Annotated in this window: 18 protein-coding genes and 1 pseudogene; all 19 read left to right on the top strand. The window is 49.3% G+C overall.

Annotated elements, in window-relative coordinates; all coding sequences use genetic code 11:
• A pseudogene (locus tag JHJ32_RS21185) lies at nucleotides 1–205 on the top strand (hypothetical protein); the annotation flags it as partial.
• 14 nt (nucleotides 206–219) lie between these two features.
• Entirely contained in the window at nucleotides 220–1,056 is an 837-nt protein-coding gene (locus JHJ32_RS21180) for a hypothetical protein (protein WP_200122426.1), read from the top strand.
• Between the two features lie 26 nt (nucleotides 1,057–1,082).
• The gene (locus JHJ32_RS21175; RefSeq protein WP_233632788.1) at nucleotides 1,083–3,038 is read left to right on the top strand and encodes a type II secretion system protein GspD; all 1,956 of its coding nucleotides are present in this window, start codon (nucleotides 1,083–1,085) and stop codon (nucleotides 3,036–3,038) included.
• A 4-nt stretch (nucleotides 3,039–3,042) separates the two neighbouring features.
• Nucleotides 3,043–4,272 (top strand): hypothetical protein, encoded by a 1,230-nt coding sequence (locus JHJ32_RS21170; protein WP_200122424.1) that lies wholly within the window; start codon nucleotides 3,043–3,045, stop codon nucleotides 4,270–4,272.
• Nucleotides 4,269–4,811, top strand: a complete 543-nt coding sequence (locus tag JHJ32_RS21165) for a hypothetical protein (RefSeq protein ID WP_200122422.1) — start codon at nucleotides 4,269–4,271, stop codon at nucleotides 4,809–4,811. Before JHJ32_RS21170 ends, JHJ32_RS21165 begins: the two co-directional genes overlap by 4 nt.
• A gap of 58 nt (nucleotides 4,812–4,869) precedes the next feature.
• Nucleotides 4,870–5,796, top strand: coding sequence for a hypothetical protein (locus tag JHJ32_RS21160; RefSeq protein ID WP_200122420.1), 927 nt, complete (start codon nucleotides 4,870–4,872; stop codon nucleotides 5,794–5,796).
• Nucleotides 5,797–5,798: 2 nt separating this feature from the next.
• Nucleotides 5,799–6,287, top strand: a complete 489-nt coding sequence (locus JHJ32_RS21155; protein ID WP_200122418.1) for a hypothetical protein — start codon at nucleotides 5,799–5,801, stop codon at nucleotides 6,285–6,287.
• A gap of 7 nt (nucleotides 6,288–6,294) precedes the next feature.
• Nucleotides 6,295–6,903, top strand: coding sequence for a toxin-antitoxin system YwqK family antitoxin (locus JHJ32_RS21150; RefSeq protein ID WP_200122416.1), 609 nt, complete (start codon nucleotides 6,295–6,297; stop codon nucleotides 6,901–6,903).
• 43 nt (nucleotides 6,904–6,946) lie between these two features.
• Entirely contained in the window at nucleotides 6,947–7,939 is a 993-nt protein-coding gene (locus JHJ32_RS21145; protein WP_200122414.1) for a hypothetical protein, read from the top strand.
• 237 nt (nucleotides 7,940–8,176) lie between these two features.
• The gene (locus tag JHJ32_RS21140) at nucleotides 8,177–8,815 is read left to right on the top strand and encodes a hypothetical protein (protein ID WP_200122412.1); all 639 of its coding nucleotides are present in this window, start codon (nucleotides 8,177–8,179) and stop codon (nucleotides 8,813–8,815) included.
• A gap of 12 nt (nucleotides 8,816–8,827) precedes the next feature.
• Nucleotides 8,828–9,715 (top strand): hypothetical protein, encoded by an 888-nt coding sequence (locus JHJ32_RS21135; protein ID WP_200122410.1) that lies wholly within the window; start codon nucleotides 8,828–8,830, stop codon nucleotides 9,713–9,715.
• Nucleotides 9,705–10,742: a hypothetical protein gene (locus JHJ32_RS21130; RefSeq protein ID WP_200122408.1), complete on the top strand. Its 1,038-nt coding sequence runs from the start codon at nucleotides 9,705–9,707 to the stop codon at nucleotides 10,740–10,742. Before JHJ32_RS21135 ends, JHJ32_RS21130 begins: the two co-directional genes overlap by 11 nt.
• 55 nt (nucleotides 10,743–10,797) lie before the next feature.
• Nucleotides 10,798–11,079: a hypothetical protein gene (locus JHJ32_RS21125; protein ID WP_200122406.1), complete on the top strand. Its 282-nt coding sequence runs from the start codon at nucleotides 10,798–10,800 to the stop codon at nucleotides 11,077–11,079.
• A gap of 12 nt (nucleotides 11,080–11,091) precedes the next feature.
• Nucleotides 11,092–11,700 carry a hypothetical protein gene (locus JHJ32_RS21120; protein ID WP_200122404.1) on the top strand — a complete coding sequence of 203 codons (609 nt, stop codon included), beginning with the start codon at nucleotides 11,092–11,094 and terminating at the stop codon, nucleotides 11,698–11,700.
• A gap of 18 nt (nucleotides 11,701–11,718) precedes the next feature.
• The gene (locus tag JHJ32_RS21115; RefSeq protein ID WP_200122402.1) at nucleotides 11,719–12,528 is read left to right on the top strand and encodes a hypothetical protein; all 810 of its coding nucleotides are present in this window, start codon (nucleotides 11,719–11,721) and stop codon (nucleotides 12,526–12,528) included.
• A gap of 53 nt (nucleotides 12,529–12,581) precedes the next feature.
• Entirely contained in the window at nucleotides 12,582–15,977 is a 3,396-nt protein-coding gene (locus JHJ32_RS21110) for a hypothetical protein (protein WP_200122400.1), read from the top strand.
• 10 nt (nucleotides 15,978–15,987) lie between these two features.
• A complete protein-coding gene (locus JHJ32_RS21105; protein ID WP_200122398.1) occupies nucleotides 15,988–19,458 on the top strand; it encodes a DUF6443 domain-containing protein in 3,471 nt (1,156 codons plus the stop codon).
• The gene (locus JHJ32_RS21100; protein WP_200122396.1) at nucleotides 19,455–20,099 is read left to right on the top strand and encodes a hypothetical protein; all 645 of its coding nucleotides are present in this window, start codon (nucleotides 19,455–19,457) and stop codon (nucleotides 20,097–20,099) included. The genes JHJ32_RS21105 and JHJ32_RS21100 overlap by 4 nt, the downstream gene beginning before the upstream one ends.
• Nucleotides 20,100–20,111: 12 nt before the next feature.
• Complete coding sequence (locus tag JHJ32_RS21095) at nucleotides 20,112–20,591, top strand: hypothetical protein (RefSeq protein ID WP_200122394.1); 480 nt, start codon at nucleotides 20,112–20,114, stop codon at nucleotides 20,589–20,591.
• Nucleotides 20,592–20,619: the final 28 nt, after the last annotated feature.

Genomic DNA, 20,619 nt, shown 5'->3' with positions numbered 1-20,619 from the left:
ACCGGAAATCCCTTCGGCGATGGACATTGAACGCGACGGCCTGGACCTCGCCGAGATGAACCTGCTGCTGCTGAAAAAGGTGGAGGAACTGACGTTGCACATCATCCGATTAAATAAAGTTAATGATAGACTAATAGAAAGAAACGACGCTATGGAAGTACGGATGAGGCAATTAGAAGAGAACACTGGTGTATCAATTCAATAACCCAATCATATACGATGAAACAAATCTTTCTTTTTTTGATTTTGTGCCTGATTACCAACTGGGCCATAGCACAGACATCCGGATCAGCAACCTCGGGAACGATGGGTTGGAAACGGATAGCCCATATATCGGGCCAAAACGGCCGGGGGTTTGGACGAGTAACGCTTTATACAGTGGGTATGGATTACCAACCGATTTTTACCACTGTCGATTGGTTCCATGACTGGAGTAACGGCGCCGGGATACGGGTCAATTCGGATAGTCCAACTACGCAATATTGGAATGCTGTCCGTATCACGGACGATGGTACGAACAGCTACATTGAAGTTAATTTTTTGACCACGGTTAGTGATGTGCGTTTGATTTCCGACAACTACGGCTGGCGCGTGGCTACCTTATATACGGGCACTTTGCCTGCCGGGGGCGGAAACCAAAGGGCGATTACAACTGTCGCTCGATTCGGTATCGAAGACAAATTTACGATTCGGCATAGTGGAAACATAGGCATCGGCACATCCAATCCGCAAGCAAAGCTCGCCGTAAACGGCAACATCCTGGCCAAGGAGGTAAAGGTAAAGACGGACATCTCCGTGCCGGACTACGTGTTTGCACCGGAGTATGACCTGCCTGCATTGGCCGACGTGGAAGCTTATGTAAAGGAACACCGGCACCTGCCGGAAATCCCTTCGGCGATGGACATTGAGCGCGACGGCCTGGACCTCGCCGAAATGAACCTGCTGCTGCTGAAAAAGGTGGAAGAATTGACGTTGCATTTGATTGAAAAAGATAAGCAGCTAAAAGATGTGCTTGTGCGGGTAGATCAATTGGAGTCTTTGAACAAAACCAATTAATGGACAGTAAAATAAATAGCGATAACTTGAGGAAAACATTACGATTATCCGTCGCCTACATCGGCCTGTATTGTATGGCAATCTTGCTTCCAATGGTGGGAATCGCCCAGCAGTTGGATCGGATAGCTCAATTGGAACAGCGGCTCAACGACCTGGCCGTACAACTGCCCGGCATCAACCAGCGGGTGTCCCTTTCGGTGTCCGGCGCCTCGGCACAGGAATTCCTGCGCGCGTTGGCCGAAGCGGCAAATTTGAACATCAATGTTGATCCGGGTATTGAGGCGCGCATTTATAATAATTTCCAGTCAGAAACGGCGTTGAATATCCTCCTGTTTGTCGCCCAGGAATATGATCTGGATATCGGTTTCATTGGCACCATTCTGTCAGTCCGCCAGCTCAATCCGCAGGCATACAGAATGCCTAAGCCCATCAACGCCGATTATAACGCTGACCTTGGCCAGCTTACGCTTTCGTTGGAAAATGACAGCCTCGTCAGCGTGGCACGCACGGTTACGCAAAAGACGGGTACGAATGTGATTGTCACAAACGAGTTGAAAGACAAACTTGTAACGCTATATGTGCAGCATATGGAGCTGGTGCCGGCGCTACGCCAATTGGCATTCAACAATCAGCTGAAACTTGCGGAAACAGCCGATGGGGCATTCGTGTTTTTACCCCTCGGACAGCGTGAAGAAAACTACATCAACAGCGAAGCGGAGTTAGCTACCCGAAGGATGCCGCTTGCGGCTCCAACAGAAGGCGGTATGGAAGGGCAAGCCGGCAACTTGTATGTGGAGCGGCAAGGTAGTACGGAACAGGATTCCGTTCCCTTGCTCAGTGTGGAGGCAAACAATACGCCGATTGAAGAAATCATCCGGTACGCAGCCGACCAGGTGGACGCCAATTACTTCCTGTTCAGCCCGCTGCAAGGTACCATTACGACCAAACTGCGGCAGGTTAGCTTTGAAGCGCTGCTGGGTGCATTGTTGCGGGGTACCTCGTACTCTCACAAGAAAGAAAATGACATCTACCTTATCGGTGAGCGCAGGCTGGAGGGCTTACGGGAGATGCAGGTCATCCAGCTGCAAAACCGTTCAATTGATACAATTCAAGCAATGATTCCGGCGGAGTGGCGGCAGGGCGTGGAAATCAAGGAGTTTAGGGAACAAAATACGCTGCTTGTGGCCGGGCCTGCACCGCAGGTCAATGAAATAGCGACTATCGTGCGCAAGCTGGATACACGCGTGCCGATGGTGCTCATCGAGGTGACCATGCTGGACATCCGAAAGGGTTACAGTATCAAAACAGGCATCACGGCGGGAGTGTCCGACAGTGTGCGTACCGGCGGGAAGGTGCTCCCGGGTATTGATTACACATTTGGGGCCGCTTCCATCAACGATTTCTTATCCCGTATCGGGACAGGCTCGTTTAACTTGGGGCGGGTGACCCCCAATTTCTACGTCACATTGAGCGCGCTGGAAGATAATAACAATGTGGAACTGCGGTCGGTGCCCAAACTATCCACGCTCAATGGGCATACGGCCTCGCTCAGCATCGGCAATACCCGGTATTACCGGCTTTCTACCCAGAATGTGATGGGGTCACTGAATCCGCAGACTGTGGTAACGGAACAATACCAGGAGGTAAATGCCGATATGACCATCAATATCAAACCCATCGTGTCCGGTGATGAGCAGGTGACGTTGAACATCAACATCGATATTTCGGACTTTACGCAGAATACGCCGATTGACGAGCCCCCACCAAGTACAACAAGCAAGTTTGAATCCATTCTCCGGGTGCGTAATGAAGAGACGGTGGTACTGGGGGGCATTGAACGCTTTGAATCGTCTGACAATTCATCGGGGATACCGGTGCTATCACGTCTTCCGGGATTGAAATGGCTGTTCAGCAGCCGTAGCAAGGGGCGCAATAAAATTGTGTCTGTGGTTTTCATCAAGCCGACTATCATTTATCAGTAACACCATGATTGCAACGATTGGCTCATACCTCAGGCATATACCGCAACTGACGGGAGTGGAGCTGCTATTGGCGGAGGGCGGGCGCTTCGTAGCTAACCTGGCTACGGTGAAGCGCACGGGTGCAACCGTACATTTCCTGCGTGGTTCGCATGGGATCATGTCCTTCAATGCTATTAAAGAAGAAGTGTCAATGGCGGTACCCATTGTCTTGACTATAAGTGGTAAAGGTGTTGTTCATCGGGCAATTGCTGGGGCGCAGCATGCCGTAGGTGATGGTTTGCTGAAGCAGGTGCTGCCCAATGCGAGGCCGGATGATTTTTACATACAGCGGGCTGAACTGGAAGCGTGTACCATGGTGTCTGTGGTACGCAGGCAGGTTGTGGATGATATTATCGCCCAACTGGCCGCACATGGCTTGGTATTGTTGGGCCTTGGTTTAGGGCCGTTTGCCGTCCAGCTGTTCAACGACTATCTTTTATATGAGGGGGACGAGTTTATCTTCGGCAGGCATCGGCTGCTGCTGAACAAGGGGGCGTTTGCCGGGTATGAGTTGCTGCCTGAGGAACAAGCATCTGTGGGCAAGCGGGTAAACGTTGCGGGAGAGCAGCTGAACGAATGGGTGGTGCCGGCGTTTGCTGCGGCTTTTGCGGCAATAAGTGAGATTGAGGTTGCACAACTGCCGATGCGTGCTGTACAGGAGCGGGCCGCGGACTTCCGCCAACAGTGGGCATTCAGGCGTTCGGGCGTTGTTTTGATGGCTTTCTTCCTCATAGTATTGCTGGCCAATGCGTTTTTATTTGCGCACTATAACGATATGGTTGCGGGGTTTGCAGGCAGTGACGCATTGGCGCTCCAAAAAGAAATAGACGTACTGCGGCAACAGGCTGCCGAACGGGAGACCTTACTGGAAGGACTTTGGCATACGGATTCGCCACGTTGGGGCATGGCATATATGGCTGATCGTATCGCGGCGGAATTGCCTTCGGGTATACTGCTCAACGAAATGGCCATGTATCCAAGAGATGAAGGGCTGAGCCGGAAGCACAGGCGGCCTGTGCACACACCGTCGGCTATCCGCATCAAGGGCACCTGTACCGATATGCCCGCGCTGAATGGCTGGGTGATGGATGTACGCGGACTGTCTTTTTGCGAAACGGCGAAAATCGAAGAATATAGGTTTGACGGGCAGCATGGTGTGGGTACGTTTATTTTATCCTTGACATTGAAACCATGATACAACGCTTCAACCAGTACAATTGGAAGACAAAAAACCGCTTGCTGTGGGGGGCTGCGCTGCTGTTTTTGTTGGCCTGCTACCAGCTGGCCGTGAAGCCGACGTTGCGCCTGCGCGCAGAGTACCAAGCATTGCAGGCGGGTGAAGCCGCACGGCAAGCGAATATGCAAGTGCTGGCCCAGCTCAAGGTGAAGGCCCGGCAAGTAGGTGCGCTATTTGAGCCGGGGGCGGCTGCAGGTATGCGTGAAGGCACCACGTTTGCTGAGCCCGAGCGACTGGCCACCATGGCCCACGGCCACCGGGTGAATGTACGCAGCCTGCCTGCTCCGGAGCGGCTGGGTACGGAAACGTTGCATATCAATTATACGGAATATCAGCTGGAAGGTGCTTTCATGGCTTTGTTGCAACTGCTACAGGATGTGGAACGGGAGCAGGGCATCAACCTCTTGAGCGCATCATTTATAAAACAACCCAATGCCACGACCCGCAAGCCCGAGTTGCTGCTGCAACTGCGCACGGTAAGGCTGGCTAATCAATAACTAACTGGATATGGGAACGATTGCTAAAAGGAAACCAATACATGTTTTTTGTCGATGGATGATCTTGCCGATAATCCTGTGCATGCTGGCCGCTTGCTCGGATTTCTTTGAGGAATCTGTTGCGGATAGTGAGCTGGAGCTGCTTTCACCCGGTCAGGACGCGGAAACCAACGTGTACGTCATCAATTTTCTTTGGGAACCACTTGACCATGCTTTGCAATACCGGCTGCAATTGGCATCACCCTCATTCGACTCGGTGACGATTTTTCATGCGGACACTACGCTGGACAGGACACTGTTCAGCATCAGTCTGCAACCGGGGACATACCAGTGGCGGGTGAAGGCGCTTAATGGCAGCAGCAGCACGGCCTACACTACGCGGTCGTTCATCATACACGAAGCAGCGCTGAGCACGCAAACCGTATTGCAGGTAAGCCCGCCGAACAACTTCATAACCAATCAGAGCGAAGTGGAAGTCAGCTGGCAGGGCATATTCAGTGCGAAGAACTATCGCTTGCAGATAGATACCGCCGGATTTGCGGATGAGGAGGAGCTGCTCTTTGAACGGGTGATTGATGGAACGTCATTTACATTTGAAATGCCCGATGAGCAGCGGTACCAGTGGCGGGTCCGTGCAGAAAATGATACCGCACAATCGCGATGGTCGGCAATGCGTAGTTTTTTGTACGACGAGACGCCTCCGCCAGCTCCCGCGCTGGCCTCGCCATCCAACGGTGCACAGGTAAACCGTCCGGTAACCCTGCGGTGGAATAGCAGCGGGGATGCAGCGGCTTATCAGCTATATGTGTATAAGAGCGACTCGACGTTGTTCAATGAGCAGTTTCCGCGGCGGCTGGAGGGTACCTCCCATGTCTTTGATGCGGGAGCGAGGGGCGAGCGTATCCTGTGGCGGGTGCGGGCGACGGACCGGGCCGGGAATGAGAGTGGATACAGCAGTTGGCGAAGTTTTATTGTCAGGAATTAGCGATGAAACGGAAACTGACCTATCCGCTGTTGGCGCTTGCCGTATTGCTGTGGGGGGCAATTTTCTACCGTGTTTTTTCCGGTTTGGGAGATGAAAACAATGTCATGCCGCTGCCACCGGTGATGCCTCCTAAACAGACCGCTGAGAGGGCGCCTACGGATGATAGCTTGCTGCTTGACTATCGCGACCCATTTCTGGAAAGTGTGCCGGAAACCTATGGCATGGAGGCTGATGACATACCCATGGAGGGTGAATACGAATATGTGGAAGAAGTACCCTATATCGACTGGGCGCAAGTGCAGTACCTGGGTTCTGTAAACAACAGTGCCAGCGGAAGGACCATTGCGCTGGTAAGTATCAACGGCAAGGAATATATGCTTAAACCCGGGGATGGGGCCGAAGGGTTTACGCTGCTTACCCTGGCCAGGAATGCAATAACCATAGGCCATCAAGGGCAGGTGGGCACCATCGCGATGCAGGGCAATAATTGAGAAGTATATGAAAAGACGATATGTATTACTGGTCTGTTGGGCGTGCTTGTCTGCCATTTGTCCTGCAATGGGCCAACGCTATTTGGAGGATGCTATACCGTACCAAAACAGCGCATTACTGCGCACGGATGAAGGCTTTATTGAGGTGAGGTTCACACGCAAAACGTACGTCGGTGGAGCCGAGCCGCATGTAGCCTATCATACTTATTACCGCGATAGTATCTATGTGACGCAGGGCGGATACCACGGCCAGCCGCTGCATGGCCAGTATCTGGAGCGATACGCAAATAGAAGCTTAAAAGTACTAGGCAGCTACACATATGGGCTGAAATCTGGCAAGTGGCAATATTGGGACGAGCGGGGGGTGCTGCGGAAAGTATCACGCTGGAAAGCCGGTTCTGAAACGGGGAAATTTTCTGTTTATGGTGAAACAGGTCATTTGCAGCAGAGCGGCCGGTTGAAAGATGGTGGGTTTGATGGCATTATCAGGACACACCATGCAAGCGGCGACAGCCTAACCCATGTGCTTCGGCGCTACCGGAGGGGCAAAGAAGTAAGTATGGAGGAAGGAAGCTTGTTCAGCCGGATGTATGATAAAGTGAGGGCGTTGTTTTGAGGGGCGATGCTAATTAAAGACGAAATTTATATCGTATAAGAATATGAAACTACGTAAAAATTACACCCGAAAACTGGATAGGAAAAAAAATTGTTTGCTTTTTATTTTGCTTTTAGGTTGGAGTACCGGAAGCTTTGCTCAAAGCACCACGATAGACGGTTATTACAAGTCGGTATCCATTCCTTTGGATTATAATCAGGCGTATTCCAAAACGCTCATCTTGTTGCACGAAATCTATAACGGAAGCAATTTGTCCACAAACTACGCTGTGGGGCAGATAGTAGCCCTCCGGGGTACCGAGAATGCAAGCCACCGGTTAAATATCGTTAATGTTAATTCTGGATCAGCCTACAACGCGATTAAGGCCTCTCTGTATTCCTATAACGAGTCTAATACTGAATGGAGACTGAAGACTTGTACGTATAACGGTAAACGGTATCTCGCGTTGGATATTCCTTACACCGGTCAATATCATAAAGAAGGCATCTTTTTTATAGGCCGGGTACGTTCTAGCGGCGAAAGCCTAAAAGCAGTAACCTATGAAATCAATGGGCAGCCAAGAAATCACGATTTACTTAGCAATGTACAAGATTATCATTCAAATATGGTAGCAAGACAGGACGTGAGTCGGTTTATCGTTACGGGCAATGTCGGTATCGGAACGTCATCTCCCACAGAACGGCTTTCCGTAAATGGTAATATTCGGGCCAAGGAAGTGAAAGTAGAGATGGCCAACTGGCCGGACTATGTATTCAAGAAAGGCTATGTATTGCCGACTCTCGCGGAGGTGGACGAATATATCCAGTCGCATGGCCATTTGCCAGGAATGCCTACAGCCGATGAGGCCGAAGCCAATGGCATAGTGCTGGGCGAAATGAACCGGAAACTGCTGGAAAAAGTGGAGGAGCTGACATTGCATCTGATTGAGAAGGATAAATCAGCAAAAACGATGAAAGAAGAACTTGCCTCATTGAAACAGGAACTGCATGAATTAAAAGCCTATATAAAGGCGAACAAAAATGACTGTTCTTTTTGAACGGGTGATTATTAGTGCAGCCCTATCAATTTATAGCCTATGCCTATCAAATTTATAGCCTAGACGTAATGACGGATAGCATGGTCTTCCTTAGCTTTGATTGATAACTTCAGAGTAGAATAATATGTCCAGCGAGTAATAGAATATTGTAAGAAAGATGCTTCGGCCGTGTCAATTTCTTTTAATGAATTGCAGGATAGATTTGCCGTAATGACATTAAAACAATAAACTAACGATATGAAATCTAAAGCTTTAATCAGTTGTTTGGTTGCCTTGTTGTCAATGTCTTTTGATTCGCTGGGTCAGGAATTTTGGACAGGCACAAAGAATATTACCTCCGCTATTTCACGCACGGGAATTGTTGGTTTTGGGTACACTCAAATTCGAAACAATAGTGATGGAAACGCAACGGTATTTGAGCACACCAGCTCAACCGGGAATATTTATATACGTAGTATTATAGGGCGCGAAGGTGAAACGGGGCATGTAGTATTGAACGATTTAGGAGGAAACGTAGGTATTGGAACGAACACTCCCCAAGCCAAGCTGGCGGTAAACGGCAACATCTTGGCCAAGGAAGTAAAGGTGAAGACGGATATCACCGTACCGGACTATGTGTTTGAACCGGATTATGAGCTGCCTACCCTTGCCGATGTGGAAGCTTACGTGACAGAACATAAGCACCTGCCGGAGATCCCCTCGGCGAGGGATATCGAAAACGATGGGCTCAACCTGGCTGAAATGAACCTCTTGCTGTTGAAGAAGGTGGAGGAGCTGACGCTTTATCTTATTGAAGAGCGGAAGGCAAGAAAACTGCTTGTAAAACGAATGCAGCTTATCGAAGATAAAGTGAATGACCAGACCAATAAAGAGTAATTAATCATAGATATGGATACTAAAACAAACAGGCTAAATAGAGCTGTGAGTAGCCGCATTCTCTTATTCTTCTTTTTTGCTGCGTCGTGCTTTTCTGCGTATGGGCAAACTACTGCTACGGTCAACACCGGAGGTACTGGCTGGAAACGGATTGCCTATGTGAATGGCTCGGCCGGGCGGGGATTCGGCACGGTGTCACTTTACATTCCTGGTGGAGATTTTACACCGCAAATGACCACAATAAGCTGGTTTCACGACTGGTCAAACTCAGGTGGCATAACCGTTTCGTCTAACAGCAGACATAATACCTATTGGACGGCATGCCGTATTACCAATGATGGCACAAATTCATATTTGGAGGTGAATTTTTCAACCCATCTGTCGGGGCTTCAATTGATTTCGGATAACTATGGTTGGCGAGTGGCAACCCTGTATAGTGGAACACTGCCGAACGGTGGTGGCACGGTGAGGGCGTTGGCAAATGTCGCAAGATTAAGCGTTGAAAACCATTTAGTAGTGGCAAATAACGGACGTGTGGGTATTGGTACGGCATCCCCCCAAGCCAAGCTGGCGGTAGATGGCAACATCCTGGCCAAGGAAGTGAAGGTAAAGACGGATATCACCGTGCCGGACTATGTGTTTGAGGAAGGCTATGAGTTGCCCACACTGTCTGAAATCGCAGCCTACGTAAAACAACACAAACATCTGCCGGAAATCCCCTCGGCCAAGGACATCGAAAACAATGGGCTCGACCTGGCTGAAATGAACCTCTTGCTGTTGAAGAAGGTGGAGGAACTGACGTTGCATTTGATTGAGAAGGATAAGGAAAACAAATTTTTACAAGATAGGCTATCAACCGTTGAACAGCACATTGGAATAAAACAGCCATATGAAAAATAGCCTTTTAAGTAACCTATTGGGAGTAATCTGCATTTTTTTTGGAATGTACGGACATGCTCAGCAATCGGGCAGCATTACCGTAGGTGGGGATTTCAATACGTATTATCCTGTATCTTGGTATGATGGCGCATGGAGCAGTAATCAGCAAACCGAATTGCATATCGGTCGTTCGTCTGCACATACAAACAGCCAATGGCGGGGAGCATTGATAGCTTCATTCCGCTTCCATGTATCTAATTGGGGCCATCAGGCCCAGTTTATCAATGCGGATATCGCATCGTTTCAAGGGACTGCAAACGTTGCTCCGCGAAATTTCGTTGGGGGATGGGCAGACGCTTCCGGGGGGAATAGTGGGATGCGGATTGTCATATGGCTTAGGGGCGGTGGCACGACCTATTATTATCAAGCAAATGGGAGCGTCGACCCAATGGTGTATGACGACATTCTGAACCCATTGCCATATACAACGTCGAATGGCAGAGTGTATGGCATTAAAACAACAGAAGATGACTACGTAAATCATTTTGGAACGACCACAAGCCAATCGATCCGAAGTGAGTCTGTACGGGATAATGTCTTCATGGGGAATGTAGGGATAGGTACCCGTACGCCCCAAGCCAAGCTGGCGGTAGACGGCAACATCCTGGCCAAGGAAGTGAAGGTAAAGACGGATATCACCGTGCCGGACTATGTGTTTGAGGAAGGTTATGAGTTGCCCACACTGTCTGAAATCGCAGCCTACGTAAAACAACACAAACATCTGCCGGAAATCCCATCGGCGAGGGATATCGAAAACGATGGGCTGAACCTGGCTGAAATGAACCTGCTGCTATTGAAGAAGGTGGAGGAGCTGACGTTGCATTTGATTGAGAAGGATTTGATGCTTGATGGGAATGCTAAAGCTGTCAGGAAGCAACAGATCGTCATTGACGAGCAAAACGCCAACATTACCGATTTGCGCAATCGTACAGAAAACTTGGAGAAGCTACTGGACAAAGTTTTAAAAGACACAACCCGTATAGATTGATCGCTTGAACGCATTAAAGTAAGTTGTTCTGAATGAAATAAATAAGCTAACTGGAATGAAACAATTGACAATCTTTTTAATCGCATGTTTATGGGTTTTTGCTGGGCAAGCACAGAATAATACTTTTCCGGCTTCGGGAAATGTAGGCATCGGCACCAGTAGTCCTCAACTAAAGCTGGATGTGCAGACAGGAGGAGTCTCCATCAGCGGAGTAAACCTATACCTTATCGAAAAAGAGAAGACAGAGCGGCTGCTATTTTCGGAAATAGCGGTATTAAAGACTGAGCTGGCTGCCTTGAAACATCAATCAGGCACCATTGTAACGGGCAATCAATAAAACCTATCGGATATGAACTTTCGTTTCAAAATGCCATTGATGTTATTCATCACGGCAAGTTTGTTCCAGCCAATAAGTGCACAAGAAGTGTTGCAAAACAAAGTGTTGGAATGGACGGCTTCAATTTGGGGGAACGGATTTGGTCACAAGATATATGTGAAGGATCCGGGTAACAGAACGTTACTTAACATAGCCTCCCGCCATAATACTGCCGTGTGGACCGACATGCTTTCGTTAACCTCACAAGGAAACGTTGGCATAGGTACTGACAATCCCCAAGCCAAGCTGGCGGTAAATGGCAACATCCTGGCCAAGGAAGTAAAGGTGAAGACGGATATCACCGTACCGGACTATGTGTTTGCACCGGAGTACGAGCTGCCCACACTGGCTGATGTGGAAGCCTACGTGAAGGAACACCGGCACCTGCCTGAAATCCCCTCGGCCAAGGACATCGAAAACAATGGGCTCGACCTGGCTGAAATGAACCTCTTGCTGTTGAAGAAGGTGGAGGAGCTGACATTGTATTTGATTGAGAACGAGAAGTCAGCCCGATTGATGAAGGAAGAATTAGCAGACTTAAAACAGGGCCTGTCACAGCTGAAAGCACAGAAAAATAATTAACAAGGTAATCATTCGACCATGAGAGCGGACATTCAACATTCAACACGCCTATACAACACGATACGCACATCAGTTACTTTTTCATGGCTGATAGCAGTGACGGCTACGGTCTGTATAGCACAAAGCAACACGTTCCCGGCCACAGGGAATGTAGGCATCGGAACTACGAATCCCGGATATTTGTTACACCTGAACGCCGGAGCCAACCGGAAAGGAATTACGTTAAGCAGCGATGGCAATACGAATGCTTATTCCGATTTGGTTTTTGGCGTTACAACGACAACCAACATCCAGTCGGGTACACCGGATCAATGGTTAATCAGTCACCGCAAAGACGGCTATTTTTCTGATAACCCATCCAACCAGACTTCACTTGAGTTTTATGCCGTAAAAAAAGGCGGCGGGTATATAGCTCCCCTGGTATTTAAATCCAATGGCGATATCATTCTCGCATCCACAAAAAACGCCAGCTCTGCGAATGTTCTTATCGGAAAGACAACACAACAGAATACGTCTTACAAACTGGATGTAAACGGGAAAATCCGGGCCAACGAAATCAATGTCAATACAACGGGTGCAGACTTCGTATTCGAACCCGGTTATGACCTGCCTTTACTAAGCGATGTAGAGGCGTATGTCGGAAATCACCGGCACCTACCAGGTATTCCGTCGGCAGCGGAAATGCAACGGGAAGGCATGGGCCTCGGAGACCTGAACACGCGGTTGCTGCAAAAGATTGAAGAACTCGTGCTGTATGCCATCGAGCAGGAGAAACGAATAAACCGGCTTGAGAAAGAATTGGCAAACCTTAAGAAATGCAATGAATAACTGGTATTTAGATCAGTTTTTCTAATTGGCCGGATGTTTTAAAAACGCACGATATGAATTTCAGAATAGTATTGATTTATGTTGCCGGGGTGATAGGTTTAATTCCTGGCAATGGTGTAATGCAGGTTCAGGCTCAGACCACGCCGAAAGCGGACTTTGTCCCGAAAACTCCCGAAGTCCAATTGCTTGAGCGGTATGGGAACGTGCCGGTAGAGGAATATACCGGCGTACCGCAGATCTCCATCCCATTGCACGAGCTTACCCTAAAAGGCAATCCTTTCCTGATGCAGCTTACTTACCATCCCGGCGGCATACGTGTGAGTGACGAGGCCTCCTGGGTGGGATTGGGATGGAATCTGTCCAGTTTTGGAAGCATATCCGTTACGGCTGTTGGTGGGGCGGATACCTATGAAAGTGCTTCGATGAGGGACTGGGATTCGGTTTTTAATTACCGCCCGCTTATCGACGGGAAGCCACAGGCTTTTACCGGAATAGGACGGGTGAATGTGACAGAAAATTGTGGCGGGGGAGATTTCGATAATGAAATACTGAAAGTGCCTAACAGTGCAATCGTTATTGAGTCCGAAAAGGGAAATAGCGAGAGGGATATTTACAATGTTAATTTTTTCGGCAATCATTGCAAGTTTTTCATTAAGCCGGTCACCGGGCAGATAGTGATGGTGGGTGAAAAGAAAGCGTACCGCATCAGCAGGGAAGGAAATGGCTGGAAGGTCATCGATGACCGTGGGTACCAGTATTTTTTTTCTGAACAGGAACATTATGTGTACAGCGGAGCCCATAATCAGCTGAATAATACCTGGCATTTAACCCAGGTGGTCTATCAGGGAAAAATGTTATTGCGCGTTTTTTACGATTCTTACAGTTTGCAACCGCTGCCGGTAATTTCAGATTCATACGCACTGATGAGATTCGACCCCGGAGGGGTAAGCCATCAATATCCGCCTTTTGGGAATGACCGGATTACAAGGAGCGTAACGACTATCGACGGTCTTACAGCGAAATATCCCAGATACCTGGTTACGGCTCTGGACAGCGTTGTCTTTGAGACACAGACCAGGGTTGACTACCGGAACGCTCCTTCGCTGAGTTCGCTTAAAGTTTACAGCCGCGCCACCCGGGCGCTGGTAAAAGCGATTGACTTTCAGAAAGACTATTTTGAAGGCAGCCAGGTGGGGGCGGACGCAAGCAACCTGGATTACGTAACAAAACGGTTGAGGCTGAATGGCCTATTGATCAGGAACGGAACAGACCAGCAGCGATATTCGTTTGACTATCATGGGCAGCTTCCGTACAAGACTTCCTTTGCGCAGGATTTTTGGGGCTTTTTCAACGGTCAACCGAACACCGCGGGCAGACCCATCACGAATGCGGGCGGGACGCCGTTTTCGACTACCAGGACACTGGTGCCCAGCGCCGCCTCCCTGGCGTTCACTGAATCGATACCCGAGGCTTTACTGCCTTTCCAAGCCGCAAACCGCGGGGTTAATCCGCAGTTTGCAGTCGCCGGAACACTTAAGAGCATGACCTACCCGACCGGGGGGAAGACTGAGTTTATTTATGAATCGAATCAGGTAGATAATCGCGTATATGCGGATGCAAACCAGGCCCTGGTGCGCCAGGAGTACAAACAGGTGATCAATAATGGGAATAGTTCTTTCAGTACGACGAATCTCAGTTTCACGCTCGATAAGGAAGTCAAAGCGAAGATTAAAGTAACGATAAAAGGCACAACTTTCAACATCACCGACTTTAACGCGTTCGCGGTGGTACTGGTTACTAATGCGAATACACCCTCACCTGTTACTAAGAGATACAGGATATTGTCCAATGAACAGATACAACAATATAACAACACTAAAACGGTAGTAATAGAAGAAGATGTCGTTCTGCCTCCCGGGATGGTCGTCCTTGCGGCAACAGTAGGATCTATGCCGGATCAGGGCTATACATTTAATAATGGAACGCTGGGCGAAATAACTTTTTACGAGTACAATCTGGATGCCAACTATACGTCCTTTGTGGGCGGCTTGAGGATCAAGGAGATTCTGAACCGGGATTTTTCCGGGAATTTAATTTCACGCAAAACATACGACTATGTGACTACAAGCAACCAGACCTCCGGGAAACTGGTACACCCCATGCAGTTTTACAAGAGCCTTTCCATGTCCGGAGCGATTGCGGGCGGGACAAGTTCCGGGGGAATAACAACCGCCATACGGCAATACTATAACTATTATCAAATTTTTTCCGGCAATACCTATACGTACGAAACGAGTTATTCGCCTGCCAATGTCGGGTATTCCCGCGTGGTCGTACGGGATTACAATGTGCAAAATAATAGTCCCGTTTTGACACATCTGGAGTTTTATAACGCTCCGTTGCAGAATATGACGTCTCATCAAAAATTCGTCCCGCAGGGAATTACTGATCATGCGAACAACGGCAAGCTCCGGAAGAAAACCTTGCTGGATAAAAACCAGGATACCGTAGCGGTGGAAGAATACAATTATACCATCAGTAATGTAAGCCATTTCCCGTGCAACATCAATATCTTTGAGAAGTACAAAGGGCCCAACGGGGGGATGTGCGGTTTGGTCGCTATTGCAAGGGACAACCGGTATAACGTCGTTACCAGTGCTTATTCGAACTTCAGCGTACAACTTGCAACCAGGAAAAAAACAGATTACTTCAACGCGGCCAGGATACCCACGCAGGAGAACTACACGTATGATCCGGTAAACTATCAGGTAAGCCAAATCCAACGATTGCTATCGAATGGCAAGACCGAAACCACGCATATCAAATACGCCAACAATTTAGGGTCGGGAGACGCCGCACTGCTGACCTCCGGCAACATGGTCGGTATACCGCTGGAGCGGTCTACCTATGTCGGTACCGTACTGAAAGACTACTATAAAGTTGAGTATGCGCCGTTCAATCTCCCTGTTTTGGCCCCGTCGGTTTATTTAAGCAAAGATAAAACCGGCCAGACGAGAACAGAGCGCTCGATGGGATCTTACGATAGCTACGGCAATCCGTTGGAGGTGAAGAAACAGGATCGCCAGGTTACCACCTATCTCTGGGGATACAACGGGCAGTATCCGGTAGCCAGGATTGAAAATGCAACACATGCCGAGGTCGTTGCGGCTCTGGGCGGAACATCGGCTGCCAATACGGTTTTCTCCCGTTTAAACGCGGTCAACGTCACCGACGCTTATATCAATTCAACAGTGCAGTCGCTGCGTGCGAGCCTTGCAAAGGCACAGGTCAGTACCTACACCTACCAGCCTTTATCCGGTCTCTCCAGCATGACCGATCCGCGCGGAATCACGGAGTACTATAAATACGACGGTCTCCAGCGGCTGAAGCGCATACTGGACTTCGAGAGCAACGTGTTAACGGACTTCAACTATCATTTCAGGCCTTAAGAGCGGTATCATGAAAAAAATACGGATTATAGCGATAAGCTTTTTTATGGTAGGCCTTGCCAGTGGGCAGGAGGCGGACATCATACTTTCCAGCTACAGCGGTCAGTCGAGCATTACTGCGCTGAACAGCATCACGCTGAGGCCCGGCTTCCACATCCCCTCGGGAAGTAATGTGGTGCTCTCGATTCAGGGATACCCGAATGTCGGCAGCGCGCCCAGTGCGGGCCAGAACTACATCCAGACGCGTACATTCCGCGTGCCGGTGAAGGAGAACCAACTCGGCCAGGTTCGTGACATTTCCCGGGAGAACCAGACGGTTCAGTACTTCGACGGTCTCGGCCGGCCTATCCAGGTGGTAGAGCTGAAGGCCAGCCCGGGATACAGGGACATTGTGCGGCACATGGAGTACGACGGCTACGGAAGGGAGACGCATGAGTACCTTCCGTACGCGGAACAGACGGGCAACAACGGCAGCTTCAAGGCCGGTGCCAGGGCAAGCCAGGCGGCGTACTACGGGGCGTCGGGCAGCTGGGACAGCCACGTGAGGAAGACGCCGAACCCCTATGCGGTCACGGTTTTCGAGGACAGCCCGCTGAACCGGGTCCTGCAGCAGGGGGCTCCCGGTGCGGTGTGGCAGCCGGCATCGGGCCGCACGGCAACCGCGGGTCGTACGGTGGTGATGGACTACGGCACGAACGTAGCCTCCGGTGCGGATGCGGTAAAACTTTGGAATATCAACGCCAATGGCAACGGGGCTGCAAGCACGTCCAGCTATGCAGCCGGCCGGCTTTACAGGGTGGTGACCAAGGACGAGAACTGGACCAGCGGCAAGACCGGTACGGTGGAGGAATTCACGGATATGGAAGGTCAGGTTGTGCTCAGACGCGCGTGGGAGACGGAGAGCAGGAAGCTGGAGACGTACTATGTGTACGACGACTTCGGGGACCTCCGGTACGTGATACCGCCGGCGGTTACGGCGGGCAGTTTTACCGAAACAGCCGCCGCCTTCACGGACTATATCTACGGCTACAAATATGACAGCCGTCACCGTGTGGTCGAGAAAAAAGTCCCGGGCAAAGGCTGGGAGTATATGGTTTATAACAAAAACGACCAGGTGGTACTCACGCAGGATGCTAACCAGCGGGGGATGACCACCAGGCAATGGCTGTACACGAAATACGATGCTTTCGGTAGGGTCGTGGAGACAGGTATATTGATGTCCAATGCGACCCGGGCGAGCCTGCAGACGGCATTGGACAGCGAGGCGAATACGGCCCTCTGGGAAACCCGTACGGGGGCGGATTATACCAATGTAAGTTATCCGCGCAGCTCAAAGAGCGTACGGATGGTCAACTATTACGACGATTATACCTTCAACGGTGCTTCCACAGCCACGCTGCAGCCCTCGGGCATCACGCGCAGCCAGAAGGTGAAGTCGCTGTTGACGGGTGCAAGGGTGTTCCGGACGGACGGCACTGCGCCGCTGCTGACGATTCATTATTATGATGACCGCGGGCGGGCGGTCCAGACCGCCTCGCAGAACCAGCTGGGCGGCACGGATTACGTGACCAACACGTTCAGTTTCGCAGGGGAACTGCTGGCCAGCAAGCGGGACCACAGGGCCTCGGCCGGCGGGGCGGTGACGACCATCCTGACGACAAATAAGTACGACCATGTGGGGCGGTTGGTGGAAACCCGCAAAAAGGTGAACAGCCAGCCGGAAATCGTGCAGGGCAAGCTGTACTACAACGAAGTCGGGCAGCTCCGGCATAAGGACCTGCACGTGAGCGGTAACACCGCGGTACAGGAAATCGTCTATGCCTACAATGAACGGGGCTGGCTGACCGGCATCAACAACCCGGCAAGCGTGACGGACAAACGGCGTTTCGGCATGCAATTGAATTACGCCAACAGGGTACGCGCTTACAACGGCAATATCGGCTCGGCGGTTTGGAACACGAAAGTTCACGGCTCACAGCCGCAGACGCCGGTTCAGACCTATACGTACGATTACGATCCGCTGAACCGGCTGAAGAAGGCGGCATACAGCGCCACGGGCAAGGTGAATTTCTTCAACGAGGAACTGGCTTACGACAACCTGGGCAATATCGATACGCTTCGCCGCACGCGGGGCAGTACGGGATGGGCCAACCACTTCAAGTACCACTACACGGGCAGCCGGCTGGGTAGCGTTTCCGATGCGGGCACGGCGGCCATGGGCAGCAGCTATGGCTATGATGCGAACGGCAATGTCACCAGCAATTCACGGCTGGGGATTACCAATATCGAATACAATTACCTAAATTTACCCGGCAGGTATACGAAAGGTTCGCAGGCACTGCAGTATACCTACGATGCGTTGGGTAGGAAGCTGACCAAGCAACTGGGCAGCTCGGTGGTACAGTACGTGGACGGCATCCAGTACAGGGACGGTGCCATCGAGTTCATCCAGACCGAAGAGGGCCGGATAGTTCCTGCCGGTAGTTCTTTCATTTACGAGTATTTCCTGAAGGACCATTTAGGTAACGTCCGTGCCGTGGTGGACCATACCGGTACGGTGAAGCAGATACAGGACTATTATGCGTTCGGCCTGGAGATGAACCCCGGGAACGCGTATTCGGCCTCCCCGATTAACCTGTACAGGTACAACGGCAAGGAGAAGCAGGTGGAGCTGGGGTTGGAGCAGCTGGATTACGGAGCCAGATTCTATGACCCGGTCATCGGCAGGTGGGGGAGCGTGGATCCGTTGGCGGAGAAGTATTCATCGTTATCTGCATATAATTATGCAGTAAACAATCCGTTAAACGTAGTAGATCCGGATGGACGCGATGTCCGCTCCATCAATGGGGGTGTAAGGTACACAGGCCGGGACGCCCAGGAATTATTCGGGCTGCTTCAGGCGATGCACGGGGGAGAAAATGCAGGTGAAGGAAACGATGACCCCCCGAAGAAGAAGGAGAACGGTACAAGCTCACTGCAGGCCAAGATATATCAGGGCGGTGAACAGGTTGCTAAGCCTTCGGAAGGGGCGTGGAATACCGTAACAGACTATATTTTTGGACGGGAAGTTGTTGATGAATACGGTAATACGGTAAAGGTAGACCATCGCGGCCGGGTTATTCCCGAACTGATTACCGGTACGGCAGATGTAAACGGGCCAATCAAGTATTTCAGGTTATTGCAGGCCGCTAAGGGTGGAACGAAGTTGTTAAACCAGTTTAATAGTGCAGAAAGTTTAATCAAAGCGGCACAACCTACCTTTGGGAAAGCACTAAAGCATGGTGAGTTGCAAGGCTTTGTTAAAGGTAACGCTGATGCTATTTTTAAATCAATAACCAATGGAGGAACTGTACTGCCTTCAGGTGCAGTACAAATGTCAAATGGGACTATTATTAACATGTACAATGCCACATCAACAGGTGCTCGTACTCTTTTCATAAATACTCCATCTCAGATTTACAAAATAAGAATAACACCATGACAGAATTTGAAAGGCATATAGAATTTTATAAATTATACTGGCATCAACATTTTTCAAAAGTTGTTCCAGAGGATAAATGGGGAGACAAAAAACTTGCAGAAGAATATTTGAAAAAATATTGGCTACCGGAGCAAGAGTATTTAAGTGTTTGGAAGCCGATACAGGATAAAATTTTCGTTCAAGGTAAGAGCCTACCAAATTTAATTTATCATTCAGAATTTGAGATGATAGTTGCAAATGGAGGATGTTTGTTTTTAGAAGAAGATTTTAAGCAATTGCAAAAAGCTATACTGAGCATCGGAGAAATGTACTTTGTAGTTGTCCAAAATATCCAAGAATATACAAATGGCGAGCCAATGTTCAGAATGAAATTTCCGGTAAACATAACCTGGGAAGAACTTATAAGCGGCAATTATATATCGGCTGTTCTCTTAGAAATGTCTTTAAATGAATATTTTGTATTCGGCGAGAATGGAAATTGGGGTAAGTATTCTGCAAATGACTATGAACATCCATTAGATATAATAGGTTTTAAGTCTGAATTAGCCCCCATTTTTCAGGAACATTTTAAGCAACCAAAAGAAGAGCAGCAAGAAATACGGGAATGGTTACCACAGGAATATAAAAAGCTAATAAAATAGCAAGGAACTATAATGAAGCTATTTATAAAAATACTGCTATTTGTTTTGGTTGCACTTGTTGTTAATGTGAACATAACAAGTGCAGCTATTACTTTTCCATATATTCAGGAAGCAACAACATATCCTTCTCCTTCATTTCATATAGAGATAACAAAAAAAGTTCAGAAAGCGATTGAAAATGATTTAGTAAATTGTTGTCAAAATCGGAATGATTTAGTAGATTGTAGAAACAGGGTTGTGAGCGTTGAAGCAGTTGCCGCTAAGGGGGGAACAACGGTTTTAGGTCACTACCCGCAATATGTAAAAGTTGCTGAAACCATAGGTGCAAGGACATTTCAAATACCAACGAAGATTTGGAATAAAATGACGCCTGCCCAACAATGGGGAGCAAATCAAAAGTTTCTTGATAGAATGATTTTGCGTGGGGACAATATCAGACTTGCTACACCTCTTATCAAGTTAAGCCAGGCAGCTTTTATCAAAAGGAATTGAATTATTTATTTGACAAAGGCTACAAAGT

Origin of the sequence: Parapedobacter sp. ISTM3, from assembly GCF_016533505.1 — a bacterium.
GTDB lineage: Bacteria > Bacteroidota > Bacteroidia > Sphingobacteriales > Sphingobacteriaceae > Parapedobacter > Parapedobacter luteus.
The sequence above is the reverse complement of the archived record's forward strand: the minus strand, read 5'-3'. Positions and strand labels throughout refer to the sequence as shown.